The 15,756-nt window shown below is 70.4% G+C and carries 15 protein-coding genes, 1 pseudogene and 1 riboswitch; of the genes and pseudogenes, 6 read left to right on the top strand and 10 right to left on the bottom strand.

Annotation, left to right across the window (positions count from 1 at the left end):
* Positions 1 to 3: 3 nt before the first annotated feature.
* A complete protein-coding gene (locus tag ACQ859_RS01780) occupies positions 4 to 414 on the bottom strand; it encodes a thioredoxin family protein (RefSeq protein ID WP_431264354.1) in 411 nt (136 codons plus the stop codon).
* A 221-nt stretch (positions 415 to 635) separates the two neighbouring features.
* On the opposite strand from ACQ859_RS01780, the gene ACQ859_RS01775 reads away from it, so the two are divergent.
* Positions 636 to 800, top strand: a complete 165-nt coding sequence (locus ACQ859_RS01775; RefSeq protein WP_431260009.1) for a hypothetical protein — start codon at positions 636 to 638, stop codon at positions 798 to 800.
* A 54-nt stretch (positions 801 to 854) separates the two neighbouring features.
* Here the strand turns inward: ACQ859_RS01775 and ACQ859_RS01770 are convergent, their stop codons facing one another.
* The 5 genes and pseudogenes from ACQ859_RS01770 to ACQ859_RS01750 form a co-directional block, all read right to left on the bottom strand.
* Positions 855 to 1,355 carry a helicase-related protein gene (locus tag ACQ859_RS01770; protein ID WP_431266438.1) on the bottom strand — a complete coding sequence of 167 codons (501 nt, stop codon included), beginning with the start codon at positions 1,353 to 1,355 and terminating at the stop codon, positions 855 to 857.
* A 132-nt stretch (positions 1,356 to 1,487) separates the two neighbouring features.
* Positions 1,488 to 2,353 (bottom strand): annotated as a pseudogene (locus ACQ859_RS01765) (SNF2-related protein); the annotation flags it as partial.
* An 895-nt stretch (positions 2,354 to 3,248) separates the two neighbouring features.
* Positions 3,249 to 4,313: a hypothetical protein gene (locus ACQ859_RS01760; protein ID WP_431264353.1), complete on the bottom strand. Its 1,065-nt coding sequence runs from the start codon at positions 4,311 to 4,313 to the stop codon at positions 3,249 to 3,251.
* 188 nt (positions 4,314 to 4,501) lie between these two features.
* Entirely contained in the window at positions 4,502 to 5,005 is a 504-nt protein-coding gene (locus tag ACQ859_RS01755) for a hypothetical protein (RefSeq protein ID WP_431264352.1), read from the bottom strand.
* Positions 5,002 to 5,685, bottom strand: coding sequence for an RNA polymerase sigma factor (locus tag ACQ859_RS01750; protein WP_431264351.1), 684 nt, complete (start codon positions 5,683 to 5,685; stop codon positions 5,002 to 5,004). Before ACQ859_RS01750 ends, ACQ859_RS01755 begins: the two co-directional genes overlap by 4 nt.
* A 625-nt stretch (positions 5,686 to 6,310) precedes the next feature.
* On the opposite strand from ACQ859_RS01750, the gene ACQ859_RS01745 reads away from it, so the two are divergent.
* The gene (locus tag ACQ859_RS01745; protein ID WP_431264350.1) at positions 6,311 to 7,072 is read left to right on the top strand and encodes a TSUP family transporter; all 762 of its coding nucleotides are present in this window, start codon (positions 6,311 to 6,313) and stop codon (positions 7,070 to 7,072) included.
* Positions 7,073 to 7,207: 135 nt separating this feature from the next.
* Positions 7,208 to 8,026, top strand: a complete 819-nt coding sequence (locus ACQ859_RS01740) for an HDOD domain-containing protein (RefSeq protein WP_431264349.1) — start codon at positions 7,208 to 7,210, stop codon at positions 8,024 to 8,026.
* A 36-nt stretch (positions 8,027 to 8,062) separates the two neighbouring features.
* On the opposite strand, the gene ACQ859_RS01735 is transcribed toward ACQ859_RS01740, so the two are convergent.
* Positions 8,063 to 9,361, bottom strand: coding sequence for a diguanylate cyclase domain-containing protein (locus tag ACQ859_RS01735; RefSeq protein ID WP_431264348.1), 1,299 nt, complete (start codon positions 9,359 to 9,361; stop codon positions 8,063 to 8,065).
* A gap of 150 nt (positions 9,362 to 9,511) precedes the next feature.
* On the opposite strand from ACQ859_RS01735, the gene ACQ859_RS01730 reads away from it, so the two are divergent.
* Positions 9,512 to 10,180, top strand: a complete 669-nt coding sequence (locus tag ACQ859_RS01730; protein ID WP_431264347.1) for a hypothetical protein — start codon at positions 9,512 to 9,514, stop codon at positions 10,178 to 10,180.
* 50 nt (positions 10,181 to 10,230) lie between these two features.
* A riboswitch (FMN riboswitch) is annotated at positions 10,231 to 10,403 on the top strand.
* A 104-nt stretch (positions 10,404 to 10,507) separates the two neighbouring features.
* Positions 10,508 to 10,990 (top strand): 6,7-dimethyl-8-ribityllumazine synthase, encoded by a 483-nt coding sequence (locus ACQ859_RS01725; protein ID WP_431266437.1) that lies wholly within the window; start codon positions 10,508 to 10,510, stop codon positions 10,988 to 10,990.
* A 133-nt stretch (positions 10,991 to 11,123) separates the two neighbouring features.
* On the opposite strand, the gene ACQ859_RS01720 is transcribed toward ACQ859_RS01725, so the two are convergent.
* Genes ACQ859_RS01720 through ACQ859_RS01710 form a run of 3 tightly spaced genes read right to left on the bottom strand, consistent with a single transcriptional unit; the run spans position 11,124 to position 14,394 of the window.
* Positions 11,124 to 12,065, bottom strand: a complete 942-nt coding sequence (locus ACQ859_RS01720; protein WP_431264346.1) for a pseudouridine synthase — start codon at positions 12,063 to 12,065, stop codon at positions 11,124 to 11,126.
* 32 nt (positions 12,066 to 12,097) lie between these two features.
* Positions 12,098 to 13,111 carry a TIGR02285 family protein gene (locus ACQ859_RS01715; protein WP_431264345.1) on the bottom strand — a complete coding sequence of 338 codons (1,014 nt, stop codon included), beginning with the start codon at positions 13,109 to 13,111 and terminating at the stop codon, positions 12,098 to 12,100.
* Positions 13,093 to 14,394 carry a UDP-N-acetylglucosamine 1-carboxyvinyltransferase gene (locus ACQ859_RS01710; protein WP_431264344.1) on the bottom strand — a complete coding sequence of 434 codons (1,302 nt, stop codon included), beginning with the start codon at positions 14,392 to 14,394 and terminating at the stop codon, positions 13,093 to 13,095. The genes ACQ859_RS01715 and ACQ859_RS01710 overlap by 19 nt, the downstream gene beginning before the upstream one ends.
* 252 nt (positions 14,395 to 14,646) lie before the next feature.
* On the opposite strand from ACQ859_RS01710, the gene ACQ859_RS01705 reads away from it, so the two are divergent.
* The gene (locus tag ACQ859_RS01705) at positions 14,647 to 15,756 is read left to right on the top strand and encodes an RDD family protein (RefSeq protein ID WP_431264343.1); all 1,110 of its coding nucleotides are present in this window, start codon (positions 14,647 to 14,649) and stop codon (positions 15,754 to 15,756) included.

Genomic DNA, 15,756 nt, shown 5'->3' with positions numbered 1-15,756 from the left:
CGCTCAGCAGGACTGTCGCAGACGCGACAGCAGCGACTGGGCCGCGGCGGTCGTGCCGGCCGGCGCATTGGGGCTGGCGGCGGACATCGCCGGATTGTCCTGGGCCGCCTGGATCAGCCGCTGCGCCGCCGCCGGTCCCGGCAGCACCGGCCCGATGAAGCAGACGCGTTCGCCCTGACCGATCAGCAGCGTCGGGAAGGTCTCGACCTCCAGGTCGTCGACCAGCTCCGAGTCGTCCTCGATGTCCACCCACAGGAAACGGGCCCCCGGATGCTGCTGACGCAGCACGGCGAAGTCTTCCCGATAGGTGTCGCAGGTCCGGCACCAGGCGGCGCACAGGCAGGCGACCAGCAGGTCGGACGACCCCTCGGAAGCGGGGGCCGGCACGGGCGACGAGGAGGAAACGGCGGACATGGGACCGGAGCTTAGCCGAGTTGCCCGGAGGGCGAATGCGTTCGCTATACGTCCAAAGCACCATCCTGGTGCCAGGTGCGTGACGATGGCGCGAGCTTTGTTCAGATTTGTGAGCAGGCTGTCAACGGAGTCCCGAAGGCCTGCGTTAGCTGGCACAAAGCGGTCATTGCCAGCGGTCTTCCCCCGCTCGATGCCGCCGAAAGCCAAGAAGGTCCCCGACCATGATGAAGTCCCATATCCGTACCGAATCCCAGCCGCGCCGCCTCCCGATGCCGGAACTGGCGCAGCACGACAAGGGCCGCAAGCACGAGGCCTTCGAAGTCCCCAGCCTGGGCTGCGACCGCCGCAGCGTCGCGCGCGCCCTGCGCTTCGACCGCAAGCGCTGATCCCCGGCGCGGGGCCGCCCCGACTCCGGGCGGCGGCCTCGCCCCTCGCGCCCGTCAGTCCTCGTCGTCCGGGGACTGCAACGGCGCCAGCAGCCGATCGATCTCGTCGGCGCTGAACTTCTCCAGACGTTCCCCTCCGTCATGGCCCAGCAGGCCGTCCGCCAGCGCCCGCTTGCGGGCCTGCAGTTCGAGCATGCGCTCCTCGATCGAGCCCTCGATCGCCAGCTGATGGACGAACACCGGCCGGGTCTGGCCGATCCGGTGCGCCCGGGCATGCGCCTGCGCGTCGACCGCCGGGTTCCACCAGGGGTCCACCTGGATGACGGTGTCCGCGGCAGTCAAGGTCAGCCCCACCCCGCCCGCCTTCAGGCTGACCAGCATCAGCGGCGCCTCGCCCGCCTGGAAGCGCCGCACCACGTCGCCCCGTTTGCCTTCCGGTGTGTCGCCGGTCAGCTTCATCAGCGGGATCCGCAGGGCCCCCATCGCGGCCTCGATCAGATCCAGCATGCCGGTGAACTGCGAGAACACCAGGATCGTCCGGCCCTGGGCAATCATTTCGGGCACCTTCTCCTGGATCCATTCCAGCTTGGCGGCCTCCATGCCGTGGGGCAGCGCGATGCCCGGCACCAGCCGCGGATCGCAGCAGACCTGACGCAGCTTCAGCATCGCGTCCAGCACCGACATCAGCCCGGATCCGAAGATCTCCGAGTCCTTCAACAGCCGCCGCACCAGGTGGTCGGCGCCGATGCGGACGCTTTCGTACAGCTGGCGCTGACGACCCTGCAAGGGAATGCGCTGGACGAGGACGGTCATCGGCGGCAGGTCCTTGGCGACCTCTTCCTTCAGGCGCCGCAGGATGAACGGTCGCACGCGAGTCGCCAGCTCCCGGGCGCGGCGGGCGTCGCCGGTCTGCTCGATCGGCTTGCGCCAATGGCGGGCGAAGGACCGTGACTCGCCGAGGTAGCCCGGCATCAGGAAGTCGAACTGGGTCCAGAGCTCGCCCAGGTGGTTCTCGAGCGGGGTGCCGGTGAGCACGACGCGCTGGTCCGCCTGAAGCCGGCGCAGCGCCCGCGCCGCCCGCGAGCGGGGTTCTTCACCGCCTGCGCCTCGTCCAGCACCAGCACCGAGAACCGCGGCTTCGACAGTGCCCGCACCTCGCGCCAGGCCAGGCCGTAGCTGCACAGCAGCAGGTCGATGTCGCCGAGCGTCTTCATCACCTGGGCCCGCTCGGCCGGATCGGACAAGGTGGCCACCCGCAGGTCGGGCGCGACGCGCGCGGCCTCCTGGGTCCAGTTGAAGATGAGGGAGGTCGGCGCGACGACCAGCGCGGGCGATGTCAGCCGACCGGCCTGCTTCTCGACCAGCAGGTGTGCCAGCGCCTGCGCGGTCTTGCCCAGGCCCATGTCGTCCGCGAGGATGCCGCCGAGCTCCTGGCGCGCCAGATATTGGAGCCACGCCAGGCCTTGCAGCTGGTAAGGACGCAGCGTGATGCCCAGACCTTCCGGCGCCGTCGACGCCGGCGGCGGGCCGGCGTCGCGCAGGCGCTCCCACATCGTCCGCAGTTCGTCGGCGCCGAAGACCTGCCAGCGGCTGTCCGGCCGGTCGAGCGCCGCCAGCCGCGCCGCCTCCCACGAGGTGAGCTTCACCGGCCCGCGCCGTGAGCGCTGGGCGACCAGGACGTCGAGCAGGTTGAGCATCAACCGCTTCAGCGGCGCCGCCGTCGAATGCAACCGGCGTCCGCCGGGCGCCTTCAGGCTGATGATGGCGTCATCGTCGATGCCGGCGATCGCGTCGGCGTAGAGCCAGCGGCGGTCCTTGCGCAGCAGGTCCCAGATCATGGGTGCGAGGTCGACCCGCTGGCCCTGCACCGTCACGCCCAGGCTCAGCATCCAGGAGCCCTTGCGGCGCGAGAGCGCCAGCGCCGGCAGGCGGTCGCCGCTGCCGGGCGCGATCGCGGTCCCGACGTCGACCGGCACCTCGTCCTCCGGCTGGATCTCCAATGACCACGCGTCGATCGCGACGCTGTGGTGCGCGAAGCCGGGCAGGAAGTCGATCTCCCAGCCGAGCTTGCGCAGCCGGGGCACCTCGTCGGCCGCGAAGTCGGGGAACAGGTCTTCCTGCGCCAGCGTCCAGCACGGGGTCAGGCCTCGCCCGAAGGAGGCGTCGCGCCACTGCAGCATCTCGACGTCCACCGGGTGCAGCGGCAGCGCCTGCCATTGCTCGAGCGACGCCGGATCGGCCGGCCAGCGTTCCAGCCTCAGCAGCGACACGCGATCGCCGCGCGGGCCCAGCTTGCCGTGCGGCCGCAGGCCGAGCAGGCCGTCGCCGCGGTTGAGCGTCTGCAGGATCAGTTTCGGCGGGAGCGGGGACGGCGGCGCGGTCATCGGGGAGGCATTGTCGACGCGCCGCCGACCTCCCGGCTCAAGGCGCCGGCCGGATGCAACCGGCTCAGCCTTCCTTGTTCTCCCTGGGCTCCCTGCCGTCCTTCGGCGCGCGCGGCTTGGGCAGGCCCGTCTTCGCGAAGTCCGCCGGCACGCGCATCAGCGCGGCCTCCGGTTCGGCGCGGCGGATGTTGCGCAGCTGGTAGTTCTGTTCGCCGCTGCGCGGATCCTTGGTCTGGACGCTGACGGTGACCTTGAGGTCCGGGGAGGTCCACACCTCTCGCGAAATGACGATCGGCTTCTCGTTGCCGATCTTGCCCGCCGGGATCGTGCGCGTCGTGCGTCCGCCGGTGACCTTGAGTCCGTCGATCTCCTTGGGGGGCAGGGCGTTCGGTGGCGCGTCCTGACCATTGAGCTGATCGTTCAGGATCAGCGGTTCGATCCGCATCGCCACGGCCGGTGGCAGGGGCGACATCGGCGTCAGCGGGCCCAGCGGGCCTGGCGGCGTTTCGATGCGGATCACGCGGACCTCCTGGCCGCCCTCGCCCGGGGCGACCACCACGGGGGTCGCCACGCGCACGCGGGTCGAGGCGGTCGACGGCGCGGCCGGCGGCGACGGTGGCTTCGGCGCGTCCACGCGTTGCGCCGTGTCACCACGACCGAGGTTCTCGCGCGCCCAGTCGCGCATCTTCCGGCCGTATTCGCGCATCTTGTCGTTGTAGTCCCGCATCTTGTCCTGGTACTCGCGCATGCGTTCGCCGTACTCGCGCTGGGCCTCGGCGTCCACGCGCCCGCCGCCGAGATAACGCGCGGTCTTGCGCTCGGGATCGAGCAGCCAGTTCTCGCCGCTGACCGCATCGCGCAGGTAGACCATCTTGCGCCCCTGGCGTTCGACTTCCTGGCGCGTCCGGCCTTCGCCGTCGCGGCACAGCTGGCTGGTCTGCTGATGGACGATGCGATTGCCGTCGGCCAGCGGCTGGACGGTTTCATGCACCGCCTGGGCGCAGTACGGCGCGCCCTTGACGATGCGCTCGGTGCTCAGGATGTGCATCGCGACGCCGGATTCGGCGATCAGCTCGGCGACGTCGGGCACCGGAGGGACCGGCGGCACCGGCGGGACGACGGCGGGCATCACGGGGGCGCGGGCGGCGCCGGCTGCGCGCCCGGGTCCGGCGACGCGTGTGCGGCGGGCTGGGCCTGGACCGCGAGGGCGGTGAACGCCAGGGCGAGCGTGGTGAGGGAAGTCTTCATGGCGGTCTCCAGGGAAGGAAGCAGGTCGTCGTTCAAGGGAGCGAAGGGGAATGGCCGGTCTCGGATCGATCAAGGCATGACGCGCATGGCGAGCACATCACCGGAGGCGTGCACCAGCAGTTCGGCGCGTACCGGTGCGGCGGCCTCCGCGGGGTCGTAGGGCAGACCCAGCAGCGCGAGGCGTTCACGCGGGACCTCCGCAGGAACCAGCCACGCGGTGCCGGTGCCGGCCTTTTCGAAAGCGGCCCAGCGATCGGCGGACACGAGCACGATGAAGCCGCTGCCAGGGTTGGCCATGACGGTGGCGCCCGACTCGCCCGGCGGCGCGGAGCCCAGCAGCCAGACGCAGGCGACCAGGACCGACGCGCACAAGGCCGGGCCGGCGAGCGCCCATCTCCAGCGGCCGGCCTTGCCGGCCTTCTGCCGTGCGGCGAACTGCCGGCGCATCGCACCGAGGACCGCGTCGTCGCGCTCGAGCGGCGGCGTGCGCTGGCGCAGGTCCTGGGCGACCGCCCACAGCCAGTCGGCCAGGCGCGCGGTGCGGGGCGGGGAGGGGTCGGTGGTCTTCATCATGCGGACTTCGATGAGCGTTCGATGGCGTCCGCGGCGGCGGACGACCGGGGCGGGCTCTCCTCCTGCAGCGCGGCCAGCAGGCGCGCCCGGCCCCGGTGGAGGCGGGTGCGCAAGGTGTTGAGTTCGACACCGGCGATGCGGGCGGCCTCGGCATAGGCCCGCTCCTGCAGGTCGACCAGCACGATGGCTTCGCGGAAGGGCCAGGGCAGGGTCTGCAGGGCGGCCCAGACGCGTGCCTGGTCCTGCGCACGGACCAGCTGCTGTTCGGGCGCGTCGGCGGGGTCGTGGGGACGGTCGTCGGCGTCCTCGTCATGGGCGACCGGCAGGTCCCGCCAGCGTGCCAGCAGGTGATGCCGCGCCATCCCGGCGAGGTAGGCGCCGAGCGGGCCTCTGCCGGCGTCCCAGCCCTCAGGCCGGCCGGCGAACTGGACGAAGGCCTCCTGCATCGCGTCCGCCGCCCAGTCGGACTGGCCGCACAGCGCCAGCGCGTAGCGGTAGACGCCCGGCGACTCGTTGCGGTACAGCGGTTCCAGCGCGCTGGCATCGCCCTGGCGCAGGCGGCGCACCAGCGCTTCGCTGACGGCGACGTGGGTGGGCGGGCGCTCGGGCCCCTCACCGTCGGCAGGCGCGGCGGCGGGGTCGGGGCGGGCGCGGCCAGCCAGGCGGGTCCAGAAGCTCATCGGGCGTTCGGCGTGCGATGCGTCGTGGGAATGGCCAGCGACGGTCGTCGCCGGGACGTCAACAGCGCGAGTCGTTTCCGCGCAGCATGAACGTATTGCGGGAGAAGTCCGGAAAGTTCCCGGCTCGCACACAAGAATTTCGCCAGACCGAGCCGAGGCCTGCGAATCGGTCAGTCATGCCCCATGTTTCAGGGGAATGACACTTCCACGCCACACCGGGCGACCCTCGCCCGAAGGTCGAGAACAGTGCAGCGTGCGATGTGCGCAAATCGTTTTCGATGGGGCCATTTCACGCAAGTGAGCGCCGGCTAACCGTTCCATCTTGGTGCATGCGCCGAGTGGAAACCCCAAGTGCGTGCATGGGGGACGAGTCCTAGGATCCACCCCACTCGACGCGACACCCGTCCCAGGCCGGCGACAAGCCGGCACAAATGGGGGTTGCCTACGGGGGCTGAGGAGACAAACAGATCAAACCAACACCAACGAATAACAGTGACACTGTCACAATTCGCGGGCACCTGAATCAGGTGCCCGTTTTGTTTTCGTGGCCTGGTTTTGCGCGCATCCCGCGATCGTTCTCGGCCCGTCTTCGCGGCCCCGGGGCCGCCTTTGCGAGTCGTTGCTGATGATCGAGTTGTTGACCGCGGCCGTGGCGTCGCTGCTGGCCGGATTTGTCGATGCCGTCGTCGGCGGCGGCGGACTGATCCTGGTGCCCGCGCTGTTCAGCGTGTATCCGAACGCCGCGCCGGCCACCCTCTTCGGCACCAACAAGGGTGCCGCCATCTGGGGGACGGCCTGGGCCACCCACCAATATGCCAAGCGCGTGACGCTGCCGTGGCTGGCGCTGATGCCGGCGGCCGCCGCCGCGCTGGCCGGCAGCTTCGCCGGCGCCTGGGCCGTCACGCAGGTGGACCCGAGCGGCCTGCGCAAGGCCTTGCCGGCGATCCTGCTGGGCGTGCTGCTGTACACGCTGGCGAAGAAGGACCTCGGCCGTCACCACGCACCGCGCCACGAGGCCGCGACGCAGACGCTGATCGCCAGCGTCATCGGCTTGACGATCGGTTTCTACGACGGCTTCTTCGGGCCGGGCACGGGCAGCTTCTTCGTGTTCCTGTTCGTGCGCCTGCTGGGCTTCGACTTCCTGCATGCGTCCGCGACCGCCAAGCTGATGAACACCGCGACCAACTTCGCGGCGCTGGTGCTGTTCGCCTACAAGGGCCACGTCTGGTGGCACGTCGCGGCGGTGATGGCGGTGGCCAACGTCGTCGGCAGCCTGGTCGGCACGCGCATGGCGCTGGCCAAGGGCGCGGGCTTCGTGCGCGGCATGTTCGTCGTCGTCGTCTCGCTGCTCATCCTCAAGACCGGCTACGACGCCTTCCTGCGCTGACCTCCGGGCGTCGCGTGCCGCCCCGCGGGCACGCCAGACGCCCTCCGAACAACACCTCCATCGCTTTCCGCCAAAGGCGGGATGCCGGCGGCCCATTGCCCGGGCTACCATCCGTCCAAACAACCGCTGACCACCATGCCTGTCGATCCTCAACTCCGTGCGCTGGATATCGAGATCCCCACCCAGCCGGACGTGCTGGTCAAGCTCTCGCTGCTGATGGCGGACGAGGACATCGACCTCCAGGCCGTCTCCGGCCTGGTGGAGACCGACATGGCGCTGGCCGCCGCCGTGCTGAAGGCGGTGAATTCGTCGCTGTACGGCCTGCGCGGCCGGGTGCAGACGGTGCACCAGGCGCTGACCTACCTGGGCATGCGCGAGGTCGCCGCGATCACCTTCGAGATGGGCTTGCGCGCCGCCTTCCCGCCGGCCGTCGAGCTGGAACCGGTCTGGACCCGCGCGGCCAAGCGCGGCCTGCTGATGGGACGGATGGGTCAGATGCTGGGCGTCGATCCCTGGGCCGCGCACTCGGCGGGCCTGTTCGAGGAATGCGGCAAGGCGGTGCTCTACCGCCATGCGCCGGGGCACTATCCCGCGATGCTGCGCGCCACCGCGAGCGACAAGGAGCTGGTCCAGCTGGAGCACACCGCCTTCGGCGTCAGCCACGACGCGCTGGGCGCGGCGCTGTGCGAGAGCTGGGGCCTGGCGCCCGCTGCCGTCGCCAGCGTGCGCTACCACGTGCAGTTGCAGCACGAGCTGGTGATGCCCGAAGCGATGCAGCGACGCGGCGTCGGCGCGATCTCGCTGGTCGCCTGGACGCTGATGAACAAGCCGGAAGCGCTGGACGAGACGGTGATGGAGATCGCCCCTCAGGCGCAGCTCGACGAGACGCTGATGCTGCGCGCCGCGCGCCGTGTCGAGGAGCAGCTGCAGCAGGCCGAGACCCGCGGCCGCTGAGGCCCGACGCCGGGCGCGCTCCCGGCCCCCTCTGACTCAGGATGCGAGGCAGATCCGGTCGCGTCCCATGTGCTTGGCCAGGTAGAGCGCTTCGTCCGCCGCCTGCAGCAGCGCCTGCGGGCTCAGGTAGGGATGGCCCGGCTGAGAGGCGGCGAGGCCGGCGCTGATCGTCACGATCCCGTCGTCCGGCATGCCGTCCGGCAATGCGCCATGCGGCACCGCGAGCGCACGCCAGCCTTCGCGCAAGGTGTCCAGCAGGCCCTGCGCGGCGTCGATGTCGAAGCCGGGCAGCAGCACCGCGAACTCCTCGCCGCCGAGGCGGGCGACCAGGTCGGTGTCGCGCTGGAAGTGCTCGGCGAGCAGCCGGGCGAGCCGTCGCAGCACCTCATCTCCCGCGCCGCGCCCGTGGTGCTCATTGAACGGCTTGAGGTGGTCGACGTCGAGGATCGCCAGCGCCAGCCGTCCCTGGTCGCGCTGGGCCCGCTTGAACTCGCGCCGCAACGCGGCGTCGAACTCCCGCCGGTTGGCGATGCCCGTCAGCGCGTCGTGACGTTCCATCGAGGCCAGTTCACGCCGCTTCACCTCCAGGGAACGTTCCGCCTGCTGCAGTGCGCGGTGCTGGCGGGCGATCTCTTCACGCAGTTCGCGCCCGCGTGACTGCTCGCGATGCAATTCGTCGCCCAGCGAGGTCCGGACATGGTCCAGCGCCTGCTCCAGCTGCAGCAGTTCGCGGGGTCGCGGTTCACCGGGTTCGAGCCAGGTCAGGCTCTGCGGCGGCAGCGTGGGATCGAAGCGGCTCGCCTGCGCCGACAGGTGGCTCAGCTGCCGCAGCAGCCAGCGGTCCAGCATGAGCGCGGCCAGCAGGCCCAGCGCCGTGGCGAGGGTCAGGTGGATCAGCGCCGATCTCAGCAGCGGATCGCGGCGCAGCGTGTCGCCTATCGTCGAGGCCGACGCCTGCAGGCGCAGCTCGCCGCTGCCGGCCAGCGAGAACTCGGCGCTCTGGCCCGGTTCACCGTCGTCGTCGGAGAGCGCGCGGAACTGCTCGCCCTCGCGGGTGCGCAGCTCGACGCGGCGGAGGTTGTGGCGGGTGAGGATGTGATGCAGCAGGCCGTGCAGCGCCTCGGGCCGTTCCAGCCGCTGCTGGAGGCTGTAGGCCAGCGGACCGGCATAGAGCAGCGGAATGGCGCTCAGGTCCGCGTCGGCCTCCGCGGCACGGCGCTGCGTCGTCTCGCGCAACTGCCAGCCGCTGGACAGCGCGACGAGCAGCAGCCCGAACACGAACAGCGCCAGCAGCGGGCGGGCGCCTACCGAGATGCGGATGGCCTTGTGGGTCATGCGTGGATGCCAAGCCTGCGACAGAAGTCGCGCTATACACCGTCAAGTCCTCGTCGGACCATTGTGCCGAGCCGTGCTCGCTGGCTTCCCAGGGGAAACTCCAAGCCGGGACGGGCCGCAGATTTGCCCCCCACACCTCAGGGGGAGGCGATGAAACGAACTGCCGTGGCCGCGTGGCTGCTGCTCGGGGCCGGCGCGGTGAGCGCCGATCCGGGCTATTACCTGGTGCGTCCGTACAGCGAGGCGGGGCAGACCACGCTCGACCTGCGCTACTGGCATGTCGATCCGCCGGACGAGCCCGCGACGCTGTGGCCCGAGGTCGGCCTGCGCTACGGCGTGAACGCGCGATGGAGCACCGAACTGCTGCTGAGCTGGATCGGGCCGACGCTGCACGAGCAGACCTTGAGCTCGATCAACTGGGTCAACCAGATCCTGTTCACGCAGGGGGACACGCCCTACGACCTGGGCCTGCACCTGCAGGTCATCCGCAATCGCGGACAGGGCAATGCCGTGGAAGCGGGCCCCATCTTCCAGACGGAATGGGGGATGACGCAGTTCAACCTCAACGTCTTCTTCAGCCATGACGCGGGAGCGCGCCGCCAGAACCCGACGAAGCTCCAATGGCAGGCGCTGCACCGCTGGCAGCCGGGCTGGCGCTTCGGCGTCCAGGGCTTCGCCGAGCCCCGGTCGTGGCGCGCGGGACCGGTCGCGAAGTTCGACCTCGGCGGACGGGCTGAGTTGACGGCGGCCTACCTCTGGGGGAACACCTACCGCAGCCGTGGGGACATGCTGAGCGCCTCGCTCCAGGTCGGTTTCTGAAACCTAGAATCCGCCCGCCCCGCTCACCTTCCTTCCGAAGGCGCGCGAGGCAGCGTTCTCAGGGCGGGGTGGAAGTCCCCACCGGCGGTATCCGGGGCGCGGTCGACAGACCGACGACCCCGGGAGCCCGCGAGCGCCCGGCACCGCCCTTGCGGCGCCGGGGTCAGCAGACCTGGTGAGAAGCCAGGGCCGACGGTCATAGTCCGGATGAAAGAGATCGCGTCCATCGTCGGCCTCGCGGGCCGGCGCAAGCGTTCGCGCCTGCGCCGCCGGGCGGCCGCGGTGTGCGTGCGCGCCCTGATTCATCGTTCCAACCGAAGGGTTCACATGAATCAGACCAAACTCCACTCTCCCTCCTCCGCCGCTCCCCGCGTGGCCATCGTGTCCGCGAGCTGGCATGCCGACCTGGTCGGCCGATGTCGCGAGGCCGCCATCCGCGGCCTCGAAGCCGGCGGGCCCGTCCGCGTCGAGACCTTCGACGTGCCCGGCGCGTTCGAGATTCCGCTCCATGCGATGAAGCTCGCCCGCAGCGGGCAGTTCGATGCGGTGCTCGCGTGCGCGCTTGTCGTCGATGGCGGCATCTACCGCCACGACTTCGTCGCGCAGGCCGTCATCGACGGCCTCATGCGGGTGCAGCTCGATACCGGCGTGCCGGTGTTCTCCGCCGTGCTCACGCCGCTGGCGTTCCACGAGCACGCGACGCATCACGGGTTCTTCCATGAGCACCTCGTGATCAAGGGCACCGAGCTCGCCGGCGCCTGCCGGGCGACGCTCGAGGCGTTGCGCAAGTTGGATGCCTTGAGTGCTTGAGCGCCTGAGTGCGTGAGCGTCTTGCCGGCGGCGCTCGCGTGCCGTCGTCAGGCGCGGCCCTGCACAGGATGGGAGGCCTCGCGTCCGCGAACCTCCCACCCTGTTCCGGGCCCAGTGACATTCGCGGTGCGCGCTATGAGCGCGGCGCTGCGGCGGTCAGTTGGCGTGAGGTCACGAACCTCCGCGGCTGGCCGGTCACCGGATCGGTGAAGGCGATCTCGCGCGCGAGCAATTGCAGCGGCCGCGTGAAGTCCACCGTGTCCTCGACAGGCTGCAGCACCGGATAGATGCGGTCGCCCTCGATGGGCAGATCCAGCGCGCACAGCTGGGCACGCAGCTGATGCTTGACGCCACTGTGTGGCCGCAGCTCGTAGCGGGCGCGATCGATACCGAGGCGCTCGATCAGCGCGATGCGCGTGCGCGCATTCGGTACCGCCCCCGCCTCTTCGATCGTGCGCATCTGCATGAAGTCGACGGGGTGTTCTTCGAGTCGACTCTCATAGTCGAAGGGCAGGCGCGCGCCGATGTCGTCGCGCCACGGCGCGATGGCCTCGTAGACCTTCTCGACATCGCGATCACGGAACAGGCGCTGGTACGCGTCGCGCGTGGCCGGTTGCACGGAGAACAGGGTCAGCCCCGCCGTTTCGCGATCGAGCCGGTGCACCGGACTCAGGTCCGCCAGGCCCGTCTCGCGACGCAGGCGCGTCAGCAGCGTCTGTTGCACGTAGCGGCCCTTCGGCGTCACCGGGAGGAAGTGCGGCTTGTCGGCCACGAGCAGGTGCTCGTCGAGATGCAGGATGCGCGCCTCGAAGGGCACCTGGGGTTCGTCCTCGAGCCAGCGCCAGTAGTAGACGCGGCGTTGTGCGCGATACGGCGCATCGGGCGCGAGCGGCGCGCCGGCGTCGTCGAGCACGTCGCCGCGCGCCATCCTTTCAGCCCAGTCGTCGCGGGCGACCAGCGGCAGGCGTTCGGCGAGGAAGTCCAGCACCCGCGTCCACGGTCCTGGCGGGCAGGCCAATGCGCTGGCGGCGACACCGTCGCGCAGCGGCAGGGCGAGCTTCAGCGGGCGGGCCATGTCGACAGGCAGGGGTCAGCCGGTGGCGGCATTCACTCGATCTGCGCCGGACCCCGCGCGCGCTCGTCGAGGAACCGGTTCAGGCGTTGCAGGTCGTCGGCGTCGATCGGCACACTGTTGCGCCACGACTTGATCCACGCCTCGCGCTGGGGGTCGGCGGCGAGCTGCCGCACCGCCTGGTCCATCGCCTCGATGGCGCGGCGGCCCTCCGGCGTTCGGCTGCAGCCGGCGGTGGCGATCGATGTGCTGCGGCCCTCGGCCAGCGGCAGTTTCGCGAGTTCGGGAGCGCCGGGATGCGCGGCGTTGTACTCGTCGACGGTGATCGGGTACTCGAGCGTGTAGTCCATCCGCTTGGCCCGCAACATCGGCAGCAGCTGGGCGCCACGGCCGGCGACGATCGAACGCGGCGCGCGTTCCGGATTCGCGGCGAGCAGCTTGTCGATGCGCGGTCCGTAGCTGCGGTCACGCGGCAGCAGGCCGGTGAGATCCGTGCGGCGCAGCAGGTCGGCGAGTTGCAGCGGCTGGCCGTTGGCCTCGAAGCGCGACAGATCGTCGCGCCGTACGACCACATGGATCTGGCGCGACATCATGGCCGGGTGCAGCGTCGTGAAGTACAGCCACTGCAGCCGTTCGGGCGTGCGCACATGCAGCACCGAGCACAGCGTCTCGCCCTGCCGCACCTGCGCTTCGAAGCGCGGCAGGCTGAGCTCGATGAACTCATGCCGGAACTGCGGCATGCGCTCGATGAGCAGCTTGAGGAAACCGTCGACCTCGCCCTGGCCGAGCTCGTCGGCACGTTGCGGCGGCTTGCCGTCGCGATAGACGAAATGCGGCGGCATGTCCTGCACCATCCAGCGCAGGAGCGGCGGGGCCGGAGGGGGCGATGGCTGCGCCGCGGCAGGCGCGACGGCCCCGAGCGTGCCGAGCGCGGCGACGATCCCGGCCATGACGACCGCGATCGCCGACGCCAGGCAGCCCGCGGCGGCGCGGACGCGGCGGCGGGCGGGCGTCGGATGACGGTCGGGGGTCAGTCGCCCTCGACCCATTCCACCTTGGCGCCGAGGCGGGTGATGTTCTCGGCGAACTGCGGATGGGCGCGGCGGACCGGCGTCGCGTTGCGGATCACGGACTTGCCGGGGATGCTGGCCGCGACCATCAGCAGCGCGATCGCGACGCGGATGATGTAGGGGCTCTCGACCTCGGCGGGGCTGAGCGTCTTGCCGCCGAAGGTCACCATGCGGTGCGGGTCGGACAGGAAGGCATGGGCGCCGAACTTGGACAGCTCGGTGGTCCAGCCCATCGCGCCGTCGTAGACCTTGTTCCAGAACATCACGCTGCCCTCGGCCTTGACGCCGAGCGCGACGAAGATCGGCAGCAGGTCGACCGGCAGGTAGGGCCAGGGTGCCGCTTCGACCTTCTGCAGGATGTTGCGGGTGAAGGGTTCCTTGACCTTGAGCTGGCCGTCGACGACGGAGCGCGACCAGCCGTCCTCGTGGAGGATCTGGACGCCGAACTTGGCGAAGGTGCGGTCGATCAGCGGGAACTGCTCGGGCTGGGAATTCTTGACCCGGACGTCGCCGCCGGTGATCGCGCCCAGCGCCAGGAAGGTGACGATCTCGTGGAAGTCCTCGGCGAAGGTGAACTCGCCGCCGCCCAGGGATGCGACGCCGTGGATCGTCAGCCGCGAGGTGCCCAGGCCTTCGAGCTTCGCGCCGAGCATCTGCATGAACTGGCAGAACTCCTGCACGTGCGGCTCGCTGGCGGCGTTCATCAGCGTCGAGGTGCCATGGGCGAGCGCCGCGCAGAGGACGAAGTTCTCGGTCGTGGTGACGGAGGCGTAGTCGGTCCAGTGGTCGTTGGCGCGCAGCTGGCCCTCGACCTTGACGACCAGGCCGTCGGCGGCGCGGTCGACGTTGGCGCCGAATCGCTGGAAGACCTCGACGTGCGGATCGATCTCGCGGGCGCCCAGGGTGCAGCCCTTGACGTCGTCCTCGATGCGGGCGGCGCCGAAGCGCGCCATCAGGCCGGGGACCAGCATGATCGAGGAGCGCATCTCCTCGGGCAGGTGGTCCTTGGCCGGGTCGAAGTGGGTGTCCAGGTGGTGCAGGTCCAGCACGCCGCTCTTGAAGTCCACGGACACGCTGCTGCCCAGCTTGCGGAAGACCTCGAGGATCTTCTTGACGTCGGTGATCTCGGGCACGCCGTGCAGCCGCACCGGCTCGCGCGTCAGCAGGGTCGCGCAGAGGATGGGCAGGACGGCGTTCTTGTTGGCCGAGGGAACGATGCGGCCCTTCAGGGGCGAGCCGCCGTGGACGATGAGGTTGGACATGGCCTGGCGCGGGCGCGCGGGTGGAATTCGGTGGACGAGCGCGAATTATCGGGGGTCGCGGAATGCCCCGGCGCTCGAACGGGACACGGGATTGCATCTTGCAACCTCACCCCGGGGCGACGCCAGCGAAGGTGTGCTCCGGCGACGGAGGAAATCCTCCGGACTCGCCGCGCCGGGCCGTCGCCCCGAGGCGACGGATGTAGGGAAGTCATGGGCGTCGGACGAGGAACGCCCTCGCCACAATCCCGCCCCATGATCCCGCCCGTCGATCCGTCCCCCTCCGCGGCCGTGCCCTCGGTGCCGGAGGCGTCCGTGCCTTTGCCTTCCCCGGCGTCCCCGGTGTCCGCGGCGTCTCCGGCATCCTCGCCGGTCCGCCGGCTGCTCGCGAAGCGCCGCGGCGCTTCGGAGGCCGCCGAGGACCCGCGCGACTGGATCACGCCCGAGGATCTCAACGTCGCCCCGGCGCTGCTCGGCCTGCCGCTGGCCTCGCCCTGGCAGCGCGCGAAGGCGATGGCCGTCGACGTGGGGCTGGTGACGGTGCTCTCGAACTTCGGCAACACGCCGCTGCTGGGCGGTTGCTGCTGGGTGGCGTATCGCTGGTACAAGCGGCAGCGCGCCTCCCGCGGGGAGGTCCAGCAGGAGTCCGGCTGGCTCGGCTGGGCGCCGGCGCTGTGCCTGGTCGCGTTCGGGCTCTACACGAGCACGATGGAACACATCGACGAGCCGACGAAGCGGGCCCGGCGCGAGGCCGTCGCCGCCGCTGCCGTGGACAAGGCCGATCGCCACGACGACACCGACACCACCGACGTCCACGAGGACGTCAAGGACCTCGTGAAGCACGCGGTCGCGACCGCCACGGCGGCGGCCTCGGCCGCGTCCGGATCGGCGTCCGGCGGGCTGGAGCAGGAAGTGATTCGGCGGGTCGAGCAGGACGGCGAGCTCCAGCGCAAGGCGGATCGCGTGCGCATCAAGGCGCTGCAGGAAGAGGTCCGCACACTCAAGGACGAGGCCAAGCGCTCGCCGCTTGAAAAGCTCCGCCATTGGTGGGAGGTCGTGGGCCTGAACCTGGTCTGGGCCTTCGTCTACTTCGTGGCCTTCCCGCTGATCTGGCCGGGCCAGACGCCGGGCAAGAGGCTGATGGGCCTGCGCATCGTGGAGCTGACCGGCAAGCCGCTCAAGCCGATGCTCTGCGTGCGCCGCTACGGCGGCTACGCGGCCGGCGCGACGACCGGCGGCATGGGCTTCCTGCAGATCCTGTGGGACGCCAACCGCCAGGGCCTGCACGACAAGGCCGCGCATACCGCCGTCATCGACACGCGCAATCCACGCCGCCTGCGCCTGACCGGAGACCTGACGGGCTGA

Origin of the sequence: Roseateles chitinivorans, assembly GCF_050632235.1 — a bacterium.
In the GTDB taxonomy this organism is placed as follows: domain Bacteria; phylum Pseudomonadota; class Gammaproteobacteria; order Burkholderiales; family Burkholderiaceae_C; genus Roseateles; species Roseateles chitinivorans_A.
This window is presented reverse-complemented; position numbering and strand designations above follow the sequence as displayed.